Source organism: Streptomyces sp. NPDC021080, from assembly GCF_044333225.1.
Classification (GTDB): Bacteria; Actinomycetota; Actinomycetes; order Streptomycetales; family Streptomycetaceae; genus Streptomyces.
The window spans coordinates 335,907-355,529 of the sequence record NZ_JBIRQM010000002.1 but is presented as its reverse complement, the minus strand read 5'-3'; the positions used below and the strand labels follow the sequence as shown (position 1 = coordinate 355,529).

The 19,623-nt window shown below is 71.6% G+C and carries 18 protein-coding genes; 10 read left to right on the top strand and 8 right to left on the bottom strand.

The window, feature by feature from the left end; genetic code table 11:
* The first annotated feature begins 97 nt into the window (after nt 1-97).
* Both ACH4S8_RS05610 and ACH4S8_RS05605 read left to right on the top strand, forming a co-directional pair.
* On the top strand, nt 98-985 hold the full coding sequence (locus tag ACH4S8_RS05610) for an HAD family hydrolase (RefSeq protein WP_398391194.1): 888 nt from the start codon (nt 98-100) through the stop codon (nt 983-985).
* A 73-nt stretch (nt 986-1,058) separates the two neighbouring features.
* The gene (locus ACH4S8_RS05605) at nt 1,059-1,703 is read left to right on the top strand and encodes a hypothetical protein (RefSeq protein ID WP_398391193.1); all 645 of its coding nucleotides are present in this window, start codon (nt 1,059-1,061) and stop codon (nt 1,701-1,703) included.
* A gap of 83 nt (nt 1,704-1,786) precedes the next feature.
* Here the strand turns inward: ACH4S8_RS05605 and ACH4S8_RS05600 are convergent, their stop codons facing one another.
* Genes ACH4S8_RS05600 through ACH4S8_RS05585 form a run of 4 tightly spaced genes read right to left on the bottom strand, consistent with a single transcriptional unit; the run spans nt 1,787 to nt 5,622 of the window.
* Nucleotides 1,787-2,605 carry an ABC transporter permease gene (locus ACH4S8_RS05600; protein ID WP_398391191.1) on the bottom strand — a complete coding sequence of 273 codons (819 nt, stop codon included), beginning with the start codon at nt 2,603-2,605 and terminating at the stop codon, nt 1,787-1,789.
* Nucleotides 2,602-3,369 (bottom strand): ABC transporter permease, encoded by a 768-nt coding sequence (locus ACH4S8_RS05595; RefSeq protein ID WP_398391190.1) that lies wholly within the window; start codon nt 3,367-3,369, stop codon nt 2,602-2,604. The genes ACH4S8_RS05600 and ACH4S8_RS05595 overlap by 4 nt, the downstream gene beginning before the upstream one ends.
* Nucleotides 3,366-4,370, bottom strand: coding sequence for an ABC transporter ATP-binding protein (locus ACH4S8_RS05590; RefSeq protein ID WP_398391188.1), 1,005 nt, complete (start codon nt 4,368-4,370; stop codon nt 3,366-3,368). Before ACH4S8_RS05590 ends, ACH4S8_RS05595 begins: the two co-directional genes overlap by 4 nt.
* Before the next feature lie 58 nt (nt 4,371-4,428).
* Nucleotides 4,429-5,622, bottom strand: coding sequence for a hypothetical protein (locus tag ACH4S8_RS05585; RefSeq protein WP_398391187.1), 1,194 nt, complete (start codon nt 5,620-5,622; stop codon nt 4,429-4,431).
* A gap of 349 nt (nt 5,623-5,971) precedes the next feature.
* Between ACH4S8_RS05585 and ACH4S8_RS05580 the strand changes: the two genes are divergently transcribed.
* The 8 genes from ACH4S8_RS05580 (at nt 5,972) to ACH4S8_RS05545 (ending at nt 15,384) form a co-directional block, all read left to right on the top strand.
* Nucleotides 5,972-6,910 (top strand): nucleoside-diphosphate kinase, encoded by a 939-nt coding sequence (locus ACH4S8_RS05580; protein WP_398391186.1) that lies wholly within the window; start codon nt 5,972-5,974, stop codon nt 6,908-6,910.
* 63 nt (nt 6,911-6,973) lie between these two features.
* Entirely contained in the window at nt 6,974-7,786 is an 813-nt protein-coding gene (locus ACH4S8_RS05575) for a metallophosphoesterase family protein (protein WP_398391184.1), read from the top strand.
* Between the two features lie 284 nt (nt 7,787-8,070).
* Entirely contained in the window at nt 8,071-8,244 is a 174-nt protein-coding gene (locus tag ACH4S8_RS05570) for a hypothetical protein (RefSeq protein ID WP_398391182.1), read from the top strand.
* Between the two features lie 134 nt (nt 8,245-8,378).
* Entirely contained in the window at nt 8,379-9,374 is a 996-nt protein-coding gene (locus ACH4S8_RS05565) for an alkaline phosphatase family protein (RefSeq protein ID WP_398391180.1), read from the top strand.
* A 32-nt stretch (nt 9,375-9,406) separates the two neighbouring features.
* The gene (locus ACH4S8_RS05560) at nt 9,407-10,627 is read left to right on the top strand and encodes a hypothetical protein (RefSeq protein ID WP_398391179.1); all 1,221 of its coding nucleotides are present in this window, start codon (nt 9,407-9,409) and stop codon (nt 10,625-10,627) included.
* On the top strand, nt 10,624-12,498 hold the full coding sequence (locus tag ACH4S8_RS05555; protein ID WP_398391178.1) for an aminotransferase class I/II-fold pyridoxal phosphate-dependent enzyme: 1,875 nt from the start codon (nt 10,624-10,626) through the stop codon (nt 12,496-12,498). The genes ACH4S8_RS05560 and ACH4S8_RS05555 overlap by 4 nt, the downstream gene beginning before the upstream one ends.
* Entirely contained in the window at nt 12,488-14,341 is a 1,854-nt protein-coding gene (locus ACH4S8_RS05550; RefSeq protein ID WP_398391176.1) for a M28 family peptidase, read from the top strand. The genes ACH4S8_RS05555 and ACH4S8_RS05550 overlap by 11 nt, the downstream gene beginning before the upstream one ends.
* On the top strand, nt 14,338-15,384 hold the full coding sequence (locus ACH4S8_RS05545) for a GNAT family N-acetyltransferase (RefSeq protein WP_398391175.1): 1,047 nt from the start codon (nt 14,338-14,340) through the stop codon (nt 15,382-15,384). Before ACH4S8_RS05550 ends, ACH4S8_RS05545 begins: the two co-directional genes overlap by 4 nt.
* A gap of 200 nt (nt 15,385-15,584) precedes the next feature.
* On the opposite strand, the gene ACH4S8_RS05540 is transcribed toward ACH4S8_RS05545, so the two are convergent.
* The 4 genes from ACH4S8_RS05540 to ACH4S8_RS05525 all read right to left on the bottom strand — a co-directional run bounded on the left by ACH4S8_RS05540 (nt 15,585) and on the right by ACH4S8_RS05525 (nt 19,538).
* Nucleotides 15,585-16,184, bottom strand: coding sequence for a GPP34 family phosphoprotein (locus tag ACH4S8_RS05540; RefSeq protein WP_398391173.1), 600 nt, complete (start codon nt 16,182-16,184; stop codon nt 15,585-15,587).
* A gap of 170 nt (nt 16,185-16,354) precedes the next feature.
* Nucleotides 16,355-16,777 (bottom strand): hypothetical protein, encoded by a 423-nt coding sequence (locus ACH4S8_RS05535; RefSeq protein WP_398391171.1) that lies wholly within the window; start codon nt 16,775-16,777, stop codon nt 16,355-16,357.
* A 403-nt stretch (nt 16,778-17,180) separates the two neighbouring features.
* Nucleotides 17,181-18,845, bottom strand: a complete 1,665-nt coding sequence (locus ACH4S8_RS05530; protein WP_398391169.1) for an FAD-dependent oxidoreductase — start codon at nt 18,843-18,845, stop codon at nt 17,181-17,183.
* A 75-nt stretch (nt 18,846-18,920) separates the two neighbouring features.
* Nucleotides 18,921-19,538 carry a VOC family protein gene (locus tag ACH4S8_RS05525; protein ID WP_398391168.1) on the bottom strand — a complete coding sequence of 206 codons (618 nt, stop codon included), beginning with the start codon at nt 19,536-19,538 and terminating at the stop codon, nt 18,921-18,923.
* Nucleotides 19,539-19,623 lie beyond the last annotated feature (85 nt).

Below are 19,623 nucleotides of genomic sequence, written 5' to 3'. Positions count from 1 at the left end.
CGGAAAGCGCCCGCCGCCGTCCACGGTGACCATGGACTCGTGAACACCCTTGAGTCGTCTCTCGACGGCGACGCGACGGCGAACCGGGGAGTGGCCCGTGAGTGATCAGGTGCTGGCGAGCTGGAACGAGGGCCCGGCCAGGCGGGCGGTCCTGGACTACGTCCACGAGGCGACGTCACCGGGTCCGGCGTTCGTCGAGCCGGCCGACCGGATCGCGACGTTCGACAACGACGGCACGCTGTGGGTCGAACAGCCGATGCCGCCGCAGTTCGACTTCGTGTTCCGTGCCTGGGAGCAGGAGGTGAAAGCCGACCCCTCGCTCGCGGAGCGGCAGCCGTACAAGGCACTCGTGCAACGCGACCAGTCGTTCTTCGAGGGCCTGGCGACACAGGAACCCGATGCGGTGGCGACCCTGCTGGAAGCCTTCGGCCGGTCCTGGGCGGGCACGACACCCGAGGAGTTCGACGCGCAGGTGCGGGAGTGGACCCGGACCGTGCGGGACCCTCGGTTCGGTGTCCCGTACGTGGAGCTGGTCTACCGGCCGATGCTGGAGCTGTTCGACCTTCTGCGGGCCAACGACTTCCGGGTGTTCGTGTGTTCGGGCGGCGGCCGCGACTTCATGCGCGTGTTCGCCGAGGACACCTGGGGGATCCCGAAGGAGAACATCATCGGCTCGGCGGCCGCGTACACCTACACCGACGGCAGGATCGTCCGTTCCGGCGAACTCCTGGGCGGCCTTGACCTGGGGCCTGGCAAACCCGAGCACATCTTCGCCCACACCGGCCGGCTGCCCGCCTTCGCGGGCGGCAACGCCGACGTCGACATCGAGATGCTCCAGAGCGCCGCGTTCGCCCTGCTCGTCCGCCACGACGACGACCGGCGCGAGTATGCCTACACCAAGGGCGCCGAAGCCTCGCTCGGCACGGCCGAACGTCTCGGCTGGACCGTCGTGAGCATGAAGAACGACTGGACGACACTGTTCTGACCCCGCCCAGCCTCGTCCAGGCCCTTCCGACCTCTTCCGACTTGTTCCGATCCGTTCCGGCCAGGAGGCCGCGTTGAACGACCTGACCGCCGTCGACGTGCTCGTCAACCCGGACGAGACGACCCTGCGGCACGCCCACACCTGGAACGCCCGGATGCGCGAGAGCGTCCCCGAAGGCTTCGCCCTGGACGCCTCCCATCAACCGCACATCACCACGCTGCAGCGGTACATCCGGACGACGGACCTGGACGATATGTACGACGCCGTCCACCAGACCCTGGCCGCGACCGACACGAGCACCCTTTCCTACCGGGCTGTCGCCATCAAACATGCCGACTGGGGTGTGCCCGGCCAGGGCCTTGCGGTCATCCTCCTGGAACCGGGCCCGCAGGTTCTTGACTTCCAGGCCGCGCTGCTGTCCGCGATCTCCCCGTTCACCGGCTCCGGAGGCACCGCCGCCGCCTTCGTCACCGACCCGGGAGAGGGCATCAGCCAGAGCACCCTCGACTGGGTCGACGGCTTCGTCCCCGCCCAGATCGGGCCCGACCACTACACCGCTCACATCACCGTCGGTTTCGCCACGCTCGACGACCTCAGGACCATCGAGGCCGAGCCGTTCGAAGCCTTCACCGTCCGTCCGGCCGCCGTCGCCGTCCACCAGCTCGGAAACAGCGGAGCCGCCCGCAGACTCCTGAAGGCCTGGCCCACCCCGGACTGACCGGACCCCTTGTGCGGGTGCGCGATCCACAGACGGCCGGTGCCCGGTGGGCGGACGGTCGCTGCCCTGGTCCACCCGCCGCATCAGCCCAGGAACAGCGCCGCCCCGTCCCGCCTGCTCCTGCGGGCCCGAAGACCCAGGACGGCGAGCGCCGCGGCCAGCCAGCACGCGCCGATCAGCGTCTCCCGTCCGGCCAGCGCGGCCGTGTGCGCGCTCGCCCCACCCGCCAGTACCCCGCGGATCGCGAGCAGCCCGTGGGTGAGGGGCAGCATGCGGCCGAACCCGGCGAGGACGGGGCCGACGGCGTCCGGCGGCACCTCCGGTCCGCAGACGATCAGCATCACCGTGAACGCCGCGTTGGACACGACGTTGCGCAGGTCGACGGCGGTGAGCACCAGGGATCCGAGGAAGAGGCCGAGGCAGTAGCTCGTCACCGCGACCAGGACCAGCAGGGCGAAGACCAGGGCCACCGTGGCCACCGTCAGCGTCAGTCCGGCCACCGGGCCGAGGACGAGGACCGCCCCCAGCCCGCAGGCCACCCCGTCCGGCAGCCAGAAAAGGCTTCGTCCGACGAGGACCAGCGCGGGGCTGCTGGGCGAGGCGACCAGCAGCGGAAGGGTGCCGTTCTGGAGTTCCCAGGTGGTGGACGCGGTCGCGGACACGCCGTGCAGTGCGACGAGCGCCACCGCGTTGCCGATCAGGAGATGGCGGGCCTGCCCCGGCCCGAGCAGATTGCCGATGGTGGCGAAGAAGAGCACCTGGGCGAGCATGCGGACGAACCAGCCGAGCAGCCACGTCTTCCAGGTGAACACCGTGCCGTAGTCGGCGGCGCCGGCCCGTGCGGCCCAGCCGAGCACCCGTGTGCGGCGACCCGTCCGGATGCCGTACGCCATGCGGCTCATCGCAGTCCCACCGTCCCGTTCTCGCGGACCAGCCGTACGACCCTGCCGAGCAGGAGCCGGCCGCCGGCCCCGGTGAGAAGGCCGAGGCCGAGGATGACGCCGGTGCGCCCGGCGACGGAGGTGACCGTGGCCGGGGTGAGCGCGTCGCGCAGCAGGTCGGAGCTCCAGGAGAGGTAGACGAGGCGGCCGACGGGATGGGTCCACTGCGGCAGCCGGTCGAGGGGGGTGAAGACTCCGCCGAGCAGCAGGACGGGGTAGCTCAGGGAGTTCTGGAAGGTGCGGGCCGTCCGGGTCGCCACGAACAGGGCCGCCATCAGCGTGGCGGTGCCCGCGGTGGCGACGGCGGTGGCCAGGAGCGCCACGGCGAAGACGCCGGGGTGCGGTACGCGGGGGACGGTGCCGAAGCCGAGGACCGCGACGGCGGCGACCTCCAGCACCGTCAGCAGGCTGATCGCGGTGGTCACCCAGACCCGGCTGAGCACCATTCGGGCGAAGTCGACCGGCGCGGCGATCTGGAGCTCCAGCGTGCCGAGCCAGCGGTCGTTGTCCACGACCTCCCCGGAGATCAGCACGGCCATGCTCCACACCCCCATCAGCACGGGGGCGAGGAGACCGTTGGCGAGGAGGTCGGGGCGGTCGTTGTGCCGGATCAGGAGCAGGAAGACCGCCGCGAGCAGCGGGGTGCGCACGAGGTCGATGAGGTAGTCGCGGTGGGTGAGCACCAGGCGCCCCTGGAACCGGCCGGCGGCCGCGAGCAGGCTCACCGGTTCACCACGCTGCGCGTCTCGCCCCGGTGCACGAGGTGCAGGTAGACCTCTTCGAGGCCGGGCAGTTCGGTGCGGACCTCGGTCACACCCCGTTCGACGACGAACGCGAGCACGCGCCCCACGGCTTCCTTGCCGTCCACCGTGACGACCGTGGTCCCGTCGTCGGCGGGTTCCACGCCGAGGACCCCGGGGAGCGCGCGCACCAGGGCCATCAGGGGTTCCTCGGCGCGGACACGGACGCGTTCCTGGCGGGTGACGAGCCGGGCGAGTGCCTTCGGTGCCTCCGCCGCGACCACCCGCCCGTGGTTGATCATGGTGACGCGGTCGCAGAGCGCCTCGGCCTCGGCCAGGTCGTGCGTGGCGAGCAGCACGGTGCGTCCCTCTTGGGCCAGCCGCAGGATCAGTTCGCGCAACTGCCGTGCGGCCAGCGGGTCCAGGCCGTTGGTCGGCTCGTCGAGCAGCAGGACGCGGGGGTCGCCGATGATGCCGCGAGCGAGGTGAAGGCGCTGGCGCATGCCCACGGAGAAGGTCTCCACCCGGTCGTCGGCGCGTTCGGCGAGCCCGAGTTCGTCGAGCAGCGCGTCGGTGCGGGCGGCGCCGTTCCGCGTCGTCAGACCGTACAGGGCGGCCCAGTACCGCAGATTCTGACGTGCGGTCAGGCGAGGGTAGAGTCCGCGTTCGCCGCCGAAGACGATGCCGAGCAGCGGGCGGATCCGCCGGTGTTCGGTCGTCAGGTCGTGGCCGAGCACCCGGCCGCCGCCCGAGGTCGGCAGCAGCACCGTGGAGAGGATCTTCATCAGGGTGCTCTTGCCCGCGCCGTTCGGACCGAGCAGTCCGTGCACCTCGCCCTGCTCGACGGTGACCGAGACGTCGTCGAGCGCCACGACCGAGGGGCCGCGCCGGGTGCGGTACTCGCGCCGCAACCCCCTTGTCTCGACGGCTGGTTCGCCGTTGCCCGCACCGGTACCACCGACCCTGCCGCCTGTGCTGTCCGTCATCGCGCTCCCGTTGCCGTGGGGATCGTCGGGCCCTCGTCCGCAGGGTGACGGGGGAGGTTCACGTGCCGGGGTCCACGGCGGCCCGGTTGCCGCCGGCCGCCTCGTCGAGCCACTCCTGCCGGGCGGCGCCCGAGACCAGCAGGAACGAACCGAGGGGCGTCCGCGCGACGAGATGACGTCCGACGTCGTCCAGGCGCAGCCGGTCGGCCGGCTCGTCGTCCAGGGGTACGCCGAACAGCGGCAGTCCCGCGCCGAGCAGTCGCCGCGCGCCGATGAGACGGTGGGCGAGGTCGGAGGCGAGTTCCGCGAGCCGGCCGCCCTCGCCCTCGACGCCCGACTGGGCGATCAGCGCGGGCGCCCGGACCGGGCTGCTCCAGCGCGTTGTCGTGCGGGCCGCCCGCAGCAGCCGGGCGCGTGCCGCGGCCGTGCGGGTGCGCGGGAGCGTCACGGCGGGCCGCCAGCCCAGCCGGGCCATGGCGCCCGTCGCTTCACGCCACTCCGGCCACAGACCGGTGCGGGCGAGGTCGGTACGCAACTGCCGTACGCCCGTGTCGTCGAGGTGCCGCAGCAGCAGCGCCAGGTCGAGCAGGTCGCGGCTGCGGAAGGGGCGCTCCCGGCGTTCCGCCACCAGGGCGACCGCACAGGAGGCCAGGGGGGAGCGGGAGGGGCGGGTCAGCTGCCAGGCGGGGGCGCGCACCTCGGTCACGATCTCCGCGGTGAACAGGCCGACGGCGTAGGGCTCGGGGGAGGGTTCGGGTGCCGGGCTGCGGAACTCGGCTCCCAGGTGCAGGGGCACACGGTCGCCGGTCCTCGCGGGGCTCACGGTGAAGGCGGCCAGGTCCCAGCCGTTCGTGGTCAGAAGGCGGGCGCAGTTCCACAGATCCTCGTGGCCGGGGCAGACGACATCGAGGTCGCCGGCCGCGCGGAGGACCCCCGGCGGGTAGAGGCCGGCGATCGTCATGCCCTTGAGCAGAAAGGCGCCGGGCGCCGCCGTCCGCAGCCGGGACCAGATCCCGCGGTAGTGCTCGACGCGGTCCCGGTGCAGGCGCAGTTCGGCCGTCTCCGCCCCGGTGAGGGTCTCGCCGTCCGCGGACCACAGGCTGAGCAGGGTGGCGGCGAGTTTGTGGCGGCCGTCGCGGGCGGTTCGCAACACGGTCTCCCGCGACGCCGTGGGCCCGGCGCCCAGCAGGGCGAGGACGGTCGCGGCCGACACCTGTGCGTCCGTCGCCGTTCCGGTCGGTGCGTCTGTCAACGCCGGCTCCGCCCCGGTGCGTGAAGGTGGACGAAACCCCCGGGCCGGGGGCGTCCGCGATGGCCGAGGAAGAATGCGATCAGGATCGCTGGAGGGTGAATGGGCCCGGATCCGGATCCCGATCGCATCCGGGGGATCGACTACTTGCCCGGCTTCGGGCGGACCTTGACCTGCTTGAAGGCGACACTCATGGGACCCTCCTTGATGTGGTCGGTCATGGAAAGTAGCCTCAGCGTATTGCCCTCGAATGGTGCATGACAATGACGCAACTCGCTTTGCATACAGCGGACTTGGCGTGCCGTGCGGGTGCTCGATCGGGCCCGGCGGACGAGCGGAATGCCGGAGGAGCATGACGGTCCACGCGTGGTTGAGGGCGCCCCTGACCCATGATCCGGAAAGGCGCCGCACCTATCCCGACGACGTCTATTTCCGGGAAATGGCGGCTTTTCTGGACGGCTGGGAGACGGACAGGGCCGACCGGGCGCTGCTGGGGTCGACTTTCGTGATGTTCAAACCGGACGCCGTCGTCGGCCGGCGCATCGAACCCGCGCTCGCCTTCCTGGCCGGGCACGGCTTCGAGCCGCTCGGCGCCCTGACCGTGCGGGTGGACGCGCGGGTGTGCCGGGAGCTGTGGCGCTACCAGATCAACGCGGCGCCGCTGGCGGTCATCCGGGCCGTGGACATGGTCCTCGAGTCCGGACCGCCCTGCCTCTTCGTCGCGCTCCGTGACATCCGGGGTCCGCGGCGCACCGGGACGTCCGCGGCGGAGCGGCTCGCCGAGCTGAAGGGATCGTCCAAGAACCGTTCGGTGGACGGCGGTTCGCTGCGCGGGGTGCTCGGATGCGAGCTGATGTGCCTCAACTTCCTGCACGCGCCCGACGATCCCGCCGACCTGATGCGCGAGGTGGGCGTCCTGCTGCCCGGACGGCGGGAGGAGGCGCTGTCCCTGCTGGCCGCCGACGTGGTCCCTCGGGGGCCGGCCGAACCGGTCGCCGTGGCGCGCGCGTTGTACGCCGCGCATCCGGCCCACCCCCTCACCCCTCCCGCGTCCACGGGAACTTCGCGCCGCCCGGCCGACCCGGGATCGCTGCTGGCGCGGGTGGAGGAGCTCGCCTCGGGCGAGGGAGGGCTTCCGCTCTGGGACCGCATCGTGATCGCCGCGGACCTGGTGGAGGGCCTGCCCTCCGAAGGCCGGCCGCTGATCGGCCCGCCGCCCGGCAAGCGCCTCACCCACCCCCGCACGGTCCGCTCCACCGGGCCCACGGCCCCCGCGGCGGCGGACCGCTGACCGCTGAACACACCTGGCCCCACCCGACCGAAGAAGCTCCGGACAACCAGGAGGAAGGCACCGATGGCCGACGCCGACGTCGAACTGCACGGACCCGCGAACGGGGAGGGACCACCGCGCCGGTACGGGCCCGTCACCCGGGTCGCCGTGCTCTCCGACGTGCACGCCAACATCCCCGCCTTCGACGCGGTGCTCGCCGAACCGGACGTCGCCGGGGCCGACTTCGTTGTCCTGTGCGGCGATCTGACCTGGGGGCCGCAGCCGCAGGAGACGTACGAACGGATCGTCGCGCTGGGCGAACGCGCCCTGTGCGTACGCGGCAACGCCGACCGCTACGCGGCCCAGATCGGCACGGCCGCGCGGGTCGCCGACACCCCGCGGCAGTCGTGGATCGCCGCACGGCACTCGCCCGAGGCCATCGCCTTCCTCGGCCGTCTCCCCTTCGGGGTCGTCGTCGAGATCGGCGGACTCGGACCGGTGCACTTCTGCCACGGTTCGCCGCGCAGCGATCATGAACTGGTCACACCGGGAACACCGCCCGAGCGGTTCGCGGAACTGTCCGCGGCCGTCGACGCCCGGGTCCTGGTCACCGGACACTCGCACCTCCAGTTCGACCGGGCCGTGGCGGGCCTGCGCAGTGTGAACCCGGGCAGCGTCGGGCTGCCGTACCACACCGGTGAACCGGGCACCGCGTACTGGGCACTGCTGGGCCCCGACGTCCGGCTCAGGACGAGCCGCTACGACGTCGAGGACGCCGTGGCGCGCGCCCGCGGCGCCGCCGACCCGGACGCGGACCGCTACGCGGAAACGCTCTCGAACGCACCCGATCCGGAAAAGATCGTCATGGAGGCGGAAAGGCTGATCTTCGTGAATTGACCGACGCGGCCGTGACCACCGTACGAAAGCGACCCGCGCGGCCGTGATCGCAGAACGAAATCGATCTGCGCGGCCGTGATCGCGGAACGAAAACGATCTGCACGGCCGTGATCGAAGTTCGACGGAATTACCCGCTCCGTCAAATACGGGAAACAAAACGCGAGTCGACGGTGGATTCCCGGCATGACGTTGACATGCGAGCGCGCCATGTGCTGACCTGTGCATGCAAAATTGGCAAGTTGTTTGGCGCGTTTCTCTGGCACCGTTCCCGGCAGGAGGAATCCATGCAAACAGCTCCACTTCCCACGGCGAAAACCCCCACCGAGGTCACGCCCACGTCGACCCCGGCGCCCGTGATGCTGCTGCCCCGCCTGGTCGAGCGCATGATCACGGAGCGGCAGGCCGCGCACATCGCCAAGTTCCGCACCACCTGCACCGACTGCGTGCCGAACTTCTGAGCACGGCGTCGCGCGTCGGCGGACAGTCGACAGCGTCCGCCGACCTGCGCAGCGTCACCGGAGTCGTCGCGGGCACCCTGCGCGCCGCCTCCCGGGGACTGTGCGTCCTGGCGGTCGACGGCCTGTCGCTCGAAGTGGCCGAGTCCGCGCTCTCCCACGCACACATCCGGCCACTGCGCTCCACCTTCCCGAGCACGTCGACGACGGCCTGGCTCACCGCGGTCACCGGCACCGGCCCCGGTGTCCACGGCGCCGTCGGCATGGTCCACCGGGCCCCCGGCGCCGACCGCGTCACCCACCTCGTCACCGGGGAGACGTACGCCTTCGGCCCCGGACGCACGCCCGGGAACGCCCTGCTGCACGCGGGACCGACCCTCTTCGACCACGCGGCCGCATCGGGCCGGCCCGCCCTCGCGATCGGCGCGGAACTGGAACGGCTGACCGGCCCGTGGGTGGACGCCTTGCTGCACGGCGCCCGGATCGTGCCGTCACCGGCCGCCGCCACGCCCCTCACCACCGATCCGGTGAACGTGGCCGAGCGGACCGTGCGCGAGGCCGGGGCCGTCCTCGCGCGCCCCTTCGACGCCCCGCCCCTGGTGTGGGCGTACGTGAACCTCGACGACCACATCCACGCACACGGCTACGACGCCCGGCTGCGCGAGGCGCTGCTGCTGCTCGACACGGCGGCCGCGCGCTGGGCCGACGCCGGCTGGAGCGTCCTCGCCCACGCCGACCACGGTCAGGTGGAGGTGACCCCGAGCGAGGCCCTCGCCGAAGCGTGGGCGCGCCTCGACGCCCCCGCCCACTGCCGCATGCCCGGCGGCGGCGCCGGCCGCGTCCGCTGGCTCCATCCGCTGCCCGGCCGCGAGGAGAGCGTGGCCGACGCGCTGCGCGACGCCCTCGAGGACCACGCCCTCGTGCTCACCCCGGACGAACTGCACGCACGGGGACTGCTGTCCGTGACCCCCGTCGTCCGCGAGCGCATCGGCGAGGTGGTCGCGCTGGCCGCCTCCCCGCACTTTCCCGTACCCGACCCCCGCGTGGCCTGGGAGCACGGATCCGTCTCCGACGGCGAGACCCTCGTACCGCTCGCCGCCTGGAACCCGGCACCCGGCCCCGCCCTGCCCTGATCCCGGAACCTCACGACACGATGGGAGAACCCGTGAGCACGGTCGTGTTCCGCAACAAGACCGGTGGTTCGGAGACCCTGCACGCGACACCGGGACAGCGTCTCCTGGACGTGCTGCGCCTCCACGGAATCCCGGCGAACGCCGTGCTCGTCCACCGCAACGGGGAGGTGATCCCCGAGGCGACGGCCGTCGTCGGGGCCGACGACGTCATCGAGGTGCGCCAGGTGCGCCACTACGACCTCGACGTCCTGCGCCGGCCCAAGGAGCACGTCTACGCCGCCCCGGGCCCCGTCTACGCCAAGTCCGTCCTCTTCGACCACGGCGGCACCCTGGAGCGGCGCACCGAGCAGTTCACCGCCGAGACCTTCGTGACGTACGTGGAGGAGACGTTCGTCCAGAGCATCGCCGCCGGCGCCACCATGCGGGCCGGGGACCGGGTCGTCATCGGACTCTCCGGAGGCCGTGACAGCGTCGCCTACCTCAAGCTCCTCGAACGCACCCGCGGCCGGTGGCCCGAGGTCGACATGACCGCGGTGACCATCACCGGACTGCCCGACTGGGACGAGCCCGCCACCTTCCGCACCGCCCTGGACGCCTGCGCGGGACTCGGCGTGGACCACGTCGTCGTCACCGCCGACGACGTGGCCGAGGTGTTCGGACTGCGCGAACCCTTCGTCGACGTCATGAACAAGGTCGTCGCCGGCGAGCACCGGAACATGAACATGGTCATCGGCCACCAGGTGCTGCGCCGCATGCTCGAGCGGGAGGCCGAACGCCGGGACGCCCCCGTCGTCGCGTTCGGCTTCAACGCCGACGACCTGGTCGCCAGCATGGTCACCTGGTTCACCACCGGTTACCGGATGGGCGGCATCCCGGTCCGCGAACTGGGTTCCCTGCGCTACGTGTTCCCGCTGTACCGCATCACCAAGAAGGAACTCACCCTCTACCTGGAACTCGTCGCACCCGGCCTCAACCGCCAGGGAGCTCCGGGCCGGTTCACCACCGGCTCCGACGAACGCTCCCTCGCCTACGCCGTCGCCGACCACCTCTACGACCTGTGGCCGGGCATCGACTACTACCTCTTCAACGCCTTCGAGAACGTCCAGCGCACCCTGCTGCCCCTGGTCGACGACCTGTGCCGCGTCTGTGGCGGACGGTATGTGCTCCAGGAGGGCGTGGCCAACCCCGCGGGCCTGTGCGACGTGTGCGGATTCCTGCACCGCCAGGAGGCGTTGCGGGCGGACGCGGTATGAGCGATGCCCGCCGACCGGACGGCCTGCCCTGGTATCTCACCTTCTTCGGGGAGGACTTCTGGGCCGTCGCCGACCACGAGTACACGCCTGAACGCACCGAAGCCGAGACCGGCTACCTCGCCGCCGTCCTCGACGCATCGGCCCCCGGCCGCCGCGTCCTCGACCTGGGCTGCGGCACCGGCCGCCACGCCGTCGCCCTCGCCGCACGGGGGTTCGGCGTCACCGGAGTCGACGCCGGCGCGTGGGCACTGGAGCGTGCCGAGGCCGCCGCCGTCGCGAGCGGCGTCCACGTCGACTGGGTGCGCCTCGACCTGCTGCGGGAACTGCCTTGGCCCATAGGTGAGTTCGACGCGGTCGTCTGCGTCCAGTCGTTCGGCTGGGGGAGCGACGAACAGCAGTTGCGGTTGCTCCAGGAGGCCCGGCGTGTGCTCGTCCCGGGCGGGCTGCTGCTCCTCGACCACTCCAACGTGCTGGCCATCGCCGGGAATTACGTGCCGGAAGCCACCTTCGAGGCGGAGGGACTGCGGGCCGGCTTCCGCCGCACCTACCGTGCCGCCTCCGGTCGCAGCGCCGGTGCGATCGAGGTCAGGCGGGGCGAGGCGGAGCCGGTGGTCATCCACGACGACGTCCGGATGTACCAGTCGGCCGAGGTGGGCGGCCTGCTGGGCCGCGCCGGCTTCGCCGTCGAGCGCGTCGACGCCGACTTCGCCGTCGGTCGGGAGCCCGTCCCGACGACGCGCTACGTCCAGTTCGTCGCCCGGAGCCCCGCGAGCACACCGGGCGCGATCACCGCATGGGAACGGACGCCGGAGACCCGGTCCCGCGCGCTGGACCTGCGCTGGTCGCCGGACGAGATCGACTTCGTACGGCCGTCGGTGGACGCGGCCTTCCAGGGCGCGTACGAGGACGGCGGTCTCGCCGAACTCGCGCGCGCCTACTCCCTGTCCGACCCCTACGCGGCGGACCTGGCCGCACCCGTGCTGTCCGGGCACTTCGGACTCGACCTCACGCCCGACATGGTGACCGCGGGGGCGGGCGCCACCGGTCTGCTGCACGCCTGCGCGGGGCTGGCCGTGCCCGGACCGGTGCTGCATCCGGCCGGCGGACACCCGGATCTGCCCCGCTGGGCCGCGCGCCTCGGCGTCAGGACGATCACGACCCGGTACGAGGACCTGGCCGCCGACCTCGACCGGCACACCCCCTCGGTCCTCGTCCTGGACCGGCCCACGATCACGGGAGACCTCTTCGGAAGGGACCGGCTGGACGAGATCGCCGAGACCGCCCGGACGTACGGTACGACCGTCCTCCTCGACGAGGCGTACGCCGTCTACGCCGGGCCCGGCGCGAGCTGTGTCCCGGCGGTCGCCGAGCACCCCAACCTCGTCGTGCTGCGCAGCATGTCGAAGGGGTACTGCTGCGGCGGACTGCGGGTCGGATTCGCCTTCGCGGGACCGGAGTCGACGCGGCGGCTGCGCGAGATCGCGCCGCCCCTCGGCGCGGGCGGCGCCGGTCTGGCCGTCGCCCTCCGCCTCCTCGAGCAGGGCGACATCTTCGCGGCGCTGCGGACCAGGATCGCCGAGGCGAAGCCGATCGTGTCCGGGACACTGCGGCGGGCCGGCCTGAAGGTCACCGAAGGGGCCGGCTGCCTGCCGTGGGTGACGGTGGAAGGGGAACGGGAGACGAGCGCGGTGTGGGAGAAGCACGGGGTGCGGGTGAAGGAGGTCGGCGGCCCGGGGGCGGGGTTCGGCGGGAGGGCGGCCGACGGGCCCGGCAGCCGCGGCCGCCGTGACGGCCCGCTGTGCAAGATCGCCGTACCCCTCTCCGAAGCCCGTCTGACCGCCTTCCGTGACGCGTTCGCCGATGCCGGGTAGCCTCACCGACCTCGTCGCCGGGATCCATCACGGCATCGACGCCGACGAGGCGATGCGCCAGGTCGCCCGGCTCACCGAGTGGGACCGCCACCAGGGGTCGGCGGGTATCGCGGCCGCGGCCGACTTCGTGGCGGGGGAGGCCGAACGCGCCGGGCTCGCCGGGGTGGAGGTCCTGACCTTCCCCGCCGACGGCCGTACCCGCTGGTGGACGTTCACCGCACCCGCCTCGTGGACCCCGCGCTCCGCGCACCTGTCGGTCCCCGGCAGGACCGCGCTGGTCGACTATCCCGCCCAGCCGTACACCCTGGCCGCCCACTCGGCCGCCGCACACCGCGAAGCACCCCTCGTCCGCGCGCAGGACGACGGGTGGCCGCCGGGCGCGGTGGTCCTCGTCCCGTCGGCGGCGGGACTCGACGGGAAACTGTTCGCCCGCATGCGCGAGGAACGGGCGAGCGGCTTCTGCGTGACGACCGGCTCCGACCGGCACGACGGGGCGGGCCGCGTCGAACTGCCGCCCGGCAGCACGCTGTTCGGCTTCAGCGTGGTCCCGGGGCAGATGGACGCGCTGCACCGCGCCCACCGCCGTGGCGAACGTGCCCGTGTGGTCGTCGAGGTCGACACCGCTCCCGCCCGGATGCCGGTGGTCGTCGCCCGTGCCCCGACGGGATCCGCCGCCGCGGCGCCGATGTCGCCCGACGCCTGCCTGATCACCGCGCACCTGTGCCACCCCGCCCCCGGCGCCAACGACAACGCCTCCGGAGTCGCGGCCGCCCTCGCGGCCGGGCGGGTCCTGGCGGCCCGCGAGCTGCGCAGGCCGGTCGGTTTCCTCTGGGCACCCGAGTTCGTGGGACTGGCGGCCCACGTCCACCGGCTCGTGGAGGAGGACGGGGGGCCGCTGCCCATGATGGCGGTCGACCTCGACATGGTGGGGCAGGACCAGCGGCGCTGCGGAGGCCCGCTGATCGTCGAACACAGCCCGGAGTACCTTCCGCACTTCGCCAACGCCCTGGTCGAGGCCTGTGTGCGTGCCCTGCCTCCCGCGGCGCGCTCCTACAGCGGGGCCGTCGGCTGTGACGTGTGGGCCTGGCGTACGACCCCGTTCGTCGGCGCCTCCGACCACGCGGTGCTCGCCGACCGTGCGATCGGCTGTCCCGCCGTCCAACTGGGCCACTGGCCCGACCGGTTCAACCACTCCGGCGCCGACACGCTCGACAAGGTCGATCCGCAGGAACTGCGCAGGTCCGCCGCGATCGCCGCGTCCGCCGCGGCCGTCGTCGCGACGGCCGGTGCCCCGGAGGCCGACCGGCTCGCCCACCTCCTCACACGCTGGACGGCACGCCGGATGACCGCCTGCCTGCCGCCCGGCGACGGCCCGTTCGCCGCCACCCTGCTGACCCGCCGGGGCCGGTACGGACGCGACGCGCTGGACACCCTGCGGCCGCTGGGCGCCGACCCCGGCGTCCTCGGCAGACAGGCGGGTCTCCTCGCCGATCTGCAGCACACCCTGGCGACGGCCTGGGACGACCTGCCCGCCGCGGGGCACGGGAGTCCGCCGCTGCACAGGTCATGGCCGGGCCCCTTCAACCTCCGTGCCCTGACGGCGGCCGTGGACGAGACAGACCGGCAGTGGTTCCTGCGCCGGCTCGCCGACGACCGGGGCGGGTTCTACGCCTCGGCGATGTCCCTGGCGCAGAGCGTCGACGGAGTGTCCGGCACGGCGGACGTGGTCCGAACCGCCCAGCTCGACGCGGGAATCCGGTGGGAGCCGGGCTTCGGGGAACGCTTCCTGGCCGCGATGAGGGGGGCCGGCTGGGTGAAGGAAGGGGAGGGGCGAACGAGTTGAGCACGCGGCACATCACCGTCACCGACTCCATCGACGACGTCGACACCGTCCAGTGGGCACAGGTCGCGGCGGCGGACACCGCGCCCGTCCACTACACCCCCGCGTATCTGCGGGCCTACCAGACAAGCCCGTTGAGCCCGTTCCTCGCTGCCCGCTACGTGACGGTCGCCGAAGCGGGCCGGACCCTCGCCGTACTGCCGTGCTACCTCCAGCAGCAGGGCGACCCGTACGGCTTCCTGCGCGGCGTCGGCATCGAGGAGGCCGACGGCCCGGCGCTCCTCGGGCACAACTGGTACTGCTACGACACCCGTGTGCCCGTACGGGCGACCGTCCCCGCCCGACGGGATCGCATCATTGGAGCCGTCCTGGACGCCCTGCGCGAGCAGGCGGCCGCCGACGGCGCCAGGACGGCGGGACTCGTCAGTGTCCCCGAGGCCGACCCCGTCCTCGACGTCGCCCGGGACAAGGGGTGGCGGGTGGCACCGATCGTCACCCGCTTCCAGCTCCCGCTGCACAGTGCGGCGGGAGACGTCTTCGACTCCTACGACGCCTATCTCGCCACTCTGGGCGCCCGCACCCGGCGCACGATCCGCCAGTACCTGCGGCGCGCGGCGGACGCGGGCGTCACCACCGCCGTCGAGGCACCCCGGCCCGATTTCCTCGGGACGGTGGGCGACCTCACCCGCCGCACGGCGGCCAAGTACGACAGCGCCGGCATGTATCCCGAGCATGCCTTCACCGACTTCGTCATGGCCCTGGGCGACAACGCCCGCGTGGTCCGCGTCGACCGGGGCGGACAGACGCTGGCCGCCGCGATCGTCCTCCTCGACGACGAGCGCCTGCACATGTGGGCGGGCGGCACGAGCCACGCCACCGTGGACGGCTTCAGCCCCAACTACCTGCTGTGGGCCACGGAGATCCGTACGGCCATCGAAGGGCGGAAACGCTGGGTGGAGGGCGGCCGCAGCAACCAGCCGATGAAGACCCGCCACGGCATGAAACCCTTGCGCCTGTACGCCTGCGTCACCCCGTCAGGGGCCTGACCGGTGGCCCTGGCGTCGGTGGTGCAGCAGCCCCGTGGAGCGGGGCGGCAGAACACGGCGCATGCACACCCAGCCCCCATGTGCAGGCCGCGCGACACTGACCGGAGCTGGTCGAAGGGCTCGCGCAGCACCGCCCGGCGGCCGTGCGACCGCTCGCCGTCACCATCGGACTCGACCACGTTCCTGAGAGCGGGCCCGCCTCACGGTCCGCGCCAGAGGTTGGCGAAGGCCGCGTTCTCGATGGTCCGCCGCTGGCGTACGGCCTCCAGCTCCATCACCGCGTCGTGGACGGCGGCCACCACGATCGTCACGGCCTCGTCATCGAGGCCGGTCTCATCGTCGGATCGTTCGTCGTCGACGCTCAGGACCGCGACGAGGGCGGTCAGGACGGGTTCCTTCTCCTCCCAGCGGTCGGCTGCACGGCGGCGCGCGGGCGTATCGACCGGTTCCAGGCTTTCCGAGCCGAAGGACAACAGGCTGCTCCGCTGCGGCTTCAGCTCACCGTTCTCCTCCAGGGCGGCCTGGTACGCGGCCGAGAGGTCCCGGCCCCGGCGCCACAGCCAGTCCTCGATCCGCTCGTGCGGTGCCTGCCGAGGGAGGCCTGCCGCGGCCTCGCCCAGGAATCGATCGCCCGGCGGCGGCGGTCCACCTGGCACGATGTGGTCGCCGTCCACGGTGACCGCCCCCGCACCGATGAGATCGATCAGCTCGGCTCCCGCCAGCGCGAGGGACAGATCACCCTGCCCCACGGGATGCTTCAGGTCCATGGCGGTGATGAACAGATCCTTCGCCGTGGTCATGAACGGCTCCCCTCGCAGACATCGACAACGGGGCGTCCCCACCGACCGTGCCCGCGTCCGGGGCAGGACGGCGGCGGGGCGACGGTCACGATCAGTATCGTCCCGGCCGCGCGGCCGAAGCCCTCTCGCGGAGCGGCGGGGGCTGACGGTCGTCGGCGGCCTCCTCGCGACTACACGGTGTGCAGGGGTTCCTTGAAGGACCTGCGGAACACCGGACCGGCGAAGGGAATGATCGAGGACTTCATCTTTGATGTGAACGAGTCGGGGTGCCGTTCCAGTCTGACGTCGACGCGGGTGCCGTCGTCCGTGGGAGTCATCTGGAACTGCCAGCCTCCCGAGCCGAAGGGCACCGAGTCCCGAGTGGTGACGGTGACCCTGTTCGTCGAGGGGTCCCATTCGTAGCGTGCACGCTCCCACGACTTCTCGTTCCCCTCGGTCACCTCCGCCCAGGTATCGCCCCGCTCATGGACCTGGAAGTGCTCGGCATCGATGGAGGGCCACTCCTCGACACGGGAGGGGCTGAAGTTCGTCAGCACACCCATCACCTCCCCCGGGCTCAGCGAGGAGTTCACGTGGAAGTGTAGGGACGGCATGACCTACTCCCTGGTTCGGGACGACCGTTGTCCGTCGGCGGCCATCGGTACGCACCCCACGGGTGCCTGGCTCGCTTCGCCGACGCCGGTTCGCGGACCCGGCCCTGCCGAGGCCTCGCAAGAGCCTGCTGGGCAGGCTCACCGACCGGGACGCTCACCTTTCAGAATGCACCTGCGCCCAGCACCGCGCACCAGCAGGTTCCTGGCCCGCACGCGTGTGACCGTGTGCGGGACCAGAGGTGTTGTCGCGGACCGTGTCCGGGACCAGACGTGGTGTCGCCGGGTGAATAGGGTACGCATCGCCGCAAGGGAACTGATTGCCGCGACCGGCTGCGAACCCGGTCGGGAACGTGGAATCCGGCAGCGGTACCGGACAGCCATGGATCAAGCCCCACGCCGGCTGTCACAGGACTTCGGCCCCATCGATCCTGCGTCGATCGAAGATGAGCCGCACCGCTGCGGAACCCTCCCCAACCGCGGCGGCGACTCGTTTCACGCTTCCACTTCGCGCGTCACCGACGCAGAACACCCCGGGCACGCTGGTTTCAAAGGGCAGCGGCATGCGATGGCCCGCCGGTACGGCGACGTCCTGTCCGGTCAGCAGGAAGCCGTCGGGATCCATCGCCGGCCGCTCGTCGAGCCAGTCCGTGCAGGGCGTGGCACCGATGAACACGAAGACGGCGCTGACAGTCAGGGGGGAGCGGCGTCGGCTCGTCCGGTCCACTACATCAAGCCCTGTCACCTCGGAGTCAGCGGAAATACCGACCACCTCCGTGTGTACCCGCACATGGATCTTCGGGTCGGCGGTGATCGCGTCGATCAGATAGCGAGACATCGAACGATCAAGGTCGTCTCCGCGGACCACGAGGTGCACCGGATCAGACGTCCGGGCCAGGAACAGTGCCGCCTGACCTGCCGAATTCGCGCCGCCGATCACTGCCACAGGTCGCCCGCGCGAGTACGTCGCCTCGACAACCGTGGCGGCGTAGTAGACGCCGTTGCTCTCCCAGGCTTCGATGCCGGGCACGGCCAGGCGCCGGTGGTTGGCACCGGTGGCGATGATGACGTCGCGAGCGCTGAACGCCCGGCCGTCGTCGCAGGTGACGGTGTGGATACCGTCCTCGCTGGTGAAGGCTGCCGCGCGGGCGTTCCGGTGAAGCCGCACTCCGAACTTCGCTGCCTGGATCGCCCCTCGGGCCGCCAATTCGGCACCGGGCAGACCAGCCGGGAATCCTAGGTAGTTCTCGATTCTCGATGATGTGGCGGCTTGACCGCCAAAGGCGTCCGCGTCGATGAGGGCGGTCGTCAGTCCCTCGGATGCGCCGTATACCGCGGCCGCCAGACCGCCTGGGCCGCCACCGACAACGAGCAGGTCGCACATCTCTTGATCGTCGACTGCGTGCGGCGATTCCCCGAACTCTGCAGCAATGTCGGCCGGCTGTGGATTGCGCATCATTGGCCGGCCGGGGACGAGGATGACGGGAAGGTCTGTCAGGGATACCTTGAGCCTTCGCAAAAGCACCTCGGTCTCCGGCCGATCCTCCAGGTCCAGCCACTCCACGGCCGTCCTGCTGAGTGAGAACGAATGCAACAGGACTCGGCATCGTTCGTCGTAGCGGGAACCGATGAGTGTGATACCCGCACCCCTTCTCAATAGGTTCGCCCGTCGTGCGAGGAATGTCCGAAGGATGAGCTCGCTCAGATCACTGTCTTGCGCGACGATCGTCTGGATCTGCTCCAGCGGCACCCTCAGCAGTCGGCCCGGGCTCTTCATGACGCCGGCAAAGCGTGAGCGCTCGCCCGTCAGCATGCCTATCTCGCCCAGGAACTCGGATTGGCCGTATGGCGCGACGAGCCGCTCTTCCGGCTGACCCAGCCGATCGATGATTTCCGCGGTCCCCTCCAGGACGACGAAGAAGTCGTAGGACGCGTCACCTGCCAGAAAGAGAACCTCGCCGGCAGGTGCCGGATACTCTGATCCGAGAGCCGCCAGCTTCTTGAGCTGCTCCCCGGACAGCCGCGATACCGGAGCCCACTCCACGTTTTTCCCCCGCGCAGGCTTGTCCACAGGGCGCCTTCTTCCGCCTGGGCGGGAACAACGCGGCCGCCGTCAGGTCGTTCACCCGCCGAAGGACGATGCGGGTCACGACGGCAGTTCGGTCCCGGCCTGCTCGCGCACCATGTACAGGGCGTACCAGTCCGGCCAGTTCGGGTCCTCCGCACCGATGCGTGCCTCGTGCACCCCGTGCGCGGCCGCGGCGCGGCGCAGCGCGCTCGCCAGGTCCTCCGCGGAGGCGAACGTCGTGGTCGCGGGGTCGAGGCGTCCCGGGAGCCGGGTGGTGATCTCCTGGAGGAGCCAGCCGTTGCCGTCCGGGTCGCTGAAGGACAGGAACGAGCCGTAGCTCGTGCGCTGGGGATCCGGCCCCGGCAGCCGGGCGTCCGTTCCGGCGTGGTGGAAGACGCCGCCGGCGTCGTGGAACACCTCGCTCGGCTCGGCACCGAGCCGTTTCAGCTCGTCGTATGCGGCGTTGATGTCGTCCACGATCAGTTGCAGGCCCTGAGCCGAGCCCGGCGTCTGGGACGTGACCGAGGTGCCGAAGATGACCGATGCCGGCGAGCCCGGCGGCGTCACCTGCACCACCCGGAAGTTCTCGTCCGGGGCGATGTCCGCGTCCAGCCTCCAGCCCAATCGCGTGTAAAAGCTCTTGGCCCGGTCGACGTCGGACACCGGCACCACCACGATTTCGAGTTTCATGTCCATGACTGACGCTTCCTCTGTTCGTACAAGATGCCGACATGACGGGACCCGCACGGCCGGACGCGGGCCGTGCCCGGGAATCCGGTGG

Excerpts from the sequence above, each read along its gene's own strand:
- ACH4S8_RS05600 (WP_398391191.1), bottom strand. The coding sequence starts at position 2,605 with ATGAGCCGCATGGCGTACGGCATCCGGACGGGTCGCCGCACACGGGTG.
- ACH4S8_RS05590 (WP_398391188.1), bottom strand. The coding sequence starts at position 4,370 with ATGACGGACAGCACAGGCGGCAGGGTCGGTGGTACCGGTGCGGGCAAC.
- ACH4S8_RS05580 (WP_398391186.1), top strand. The coding sequence starts at position 5,972 with ATGACGGTCCACGCGTGGTTGAGGGCGCCCCTGACCCATGATCCGGAA.
- ACH4S8_RS05575 (WP_398391184.1), top strand. The coding sequence starts at position 6,974 with ATGGCCGACGCCGACGTCGAACTGCACGGACCCGCGAACGGGGAGGGA.
- ACH4S8_RS05570 (WP_398391182.1), top strand. The coding sequence starts at position 8,071 with ATGCAAACAGCTCCACTTCCCACGGCGAAAACCCCCACCGAGGTCACG.
- ACH4S8_RS05555 (WP_398391178.1), top strand. The coding sequence starts at position 10,624 with ATGAGCGATGCCCGCCGACCGGACGGCCTGCCCTGGTATCTCACCTTC.
- ACH4S8_RS05550 (WP_398391176.1), top strand. The coding sequence starts at position 12,488 with ATGCCGGGTAGCCTCACCGACCTCGTCGCCGGGATCCATCACGGCATC.
- ACH4S8_RS05540 (WP_398391173.1), bottom strand. The coding sequence starts at position 16,184 with ATGACCACGGCGAAGGATCTGTTCATCACCGCCATGGACCTGAAGCAT.
- ACH4S8_RS05535 (WP_398391171.1), bottom strand. The coding sequence starts at position 16,777 with ATGCCGTCCCTACACTTCCACGTGAACTCCTCGCTGAGCCCGGGGGAG.
- ACH4S8_RS05525 (WP_398391168.1), bottom strand. The coding sequence starts at position 19,538 with ATGGACATGAAACTCGAAATCGTGGTGGTGCCGGTGTCCGACGTCGAC.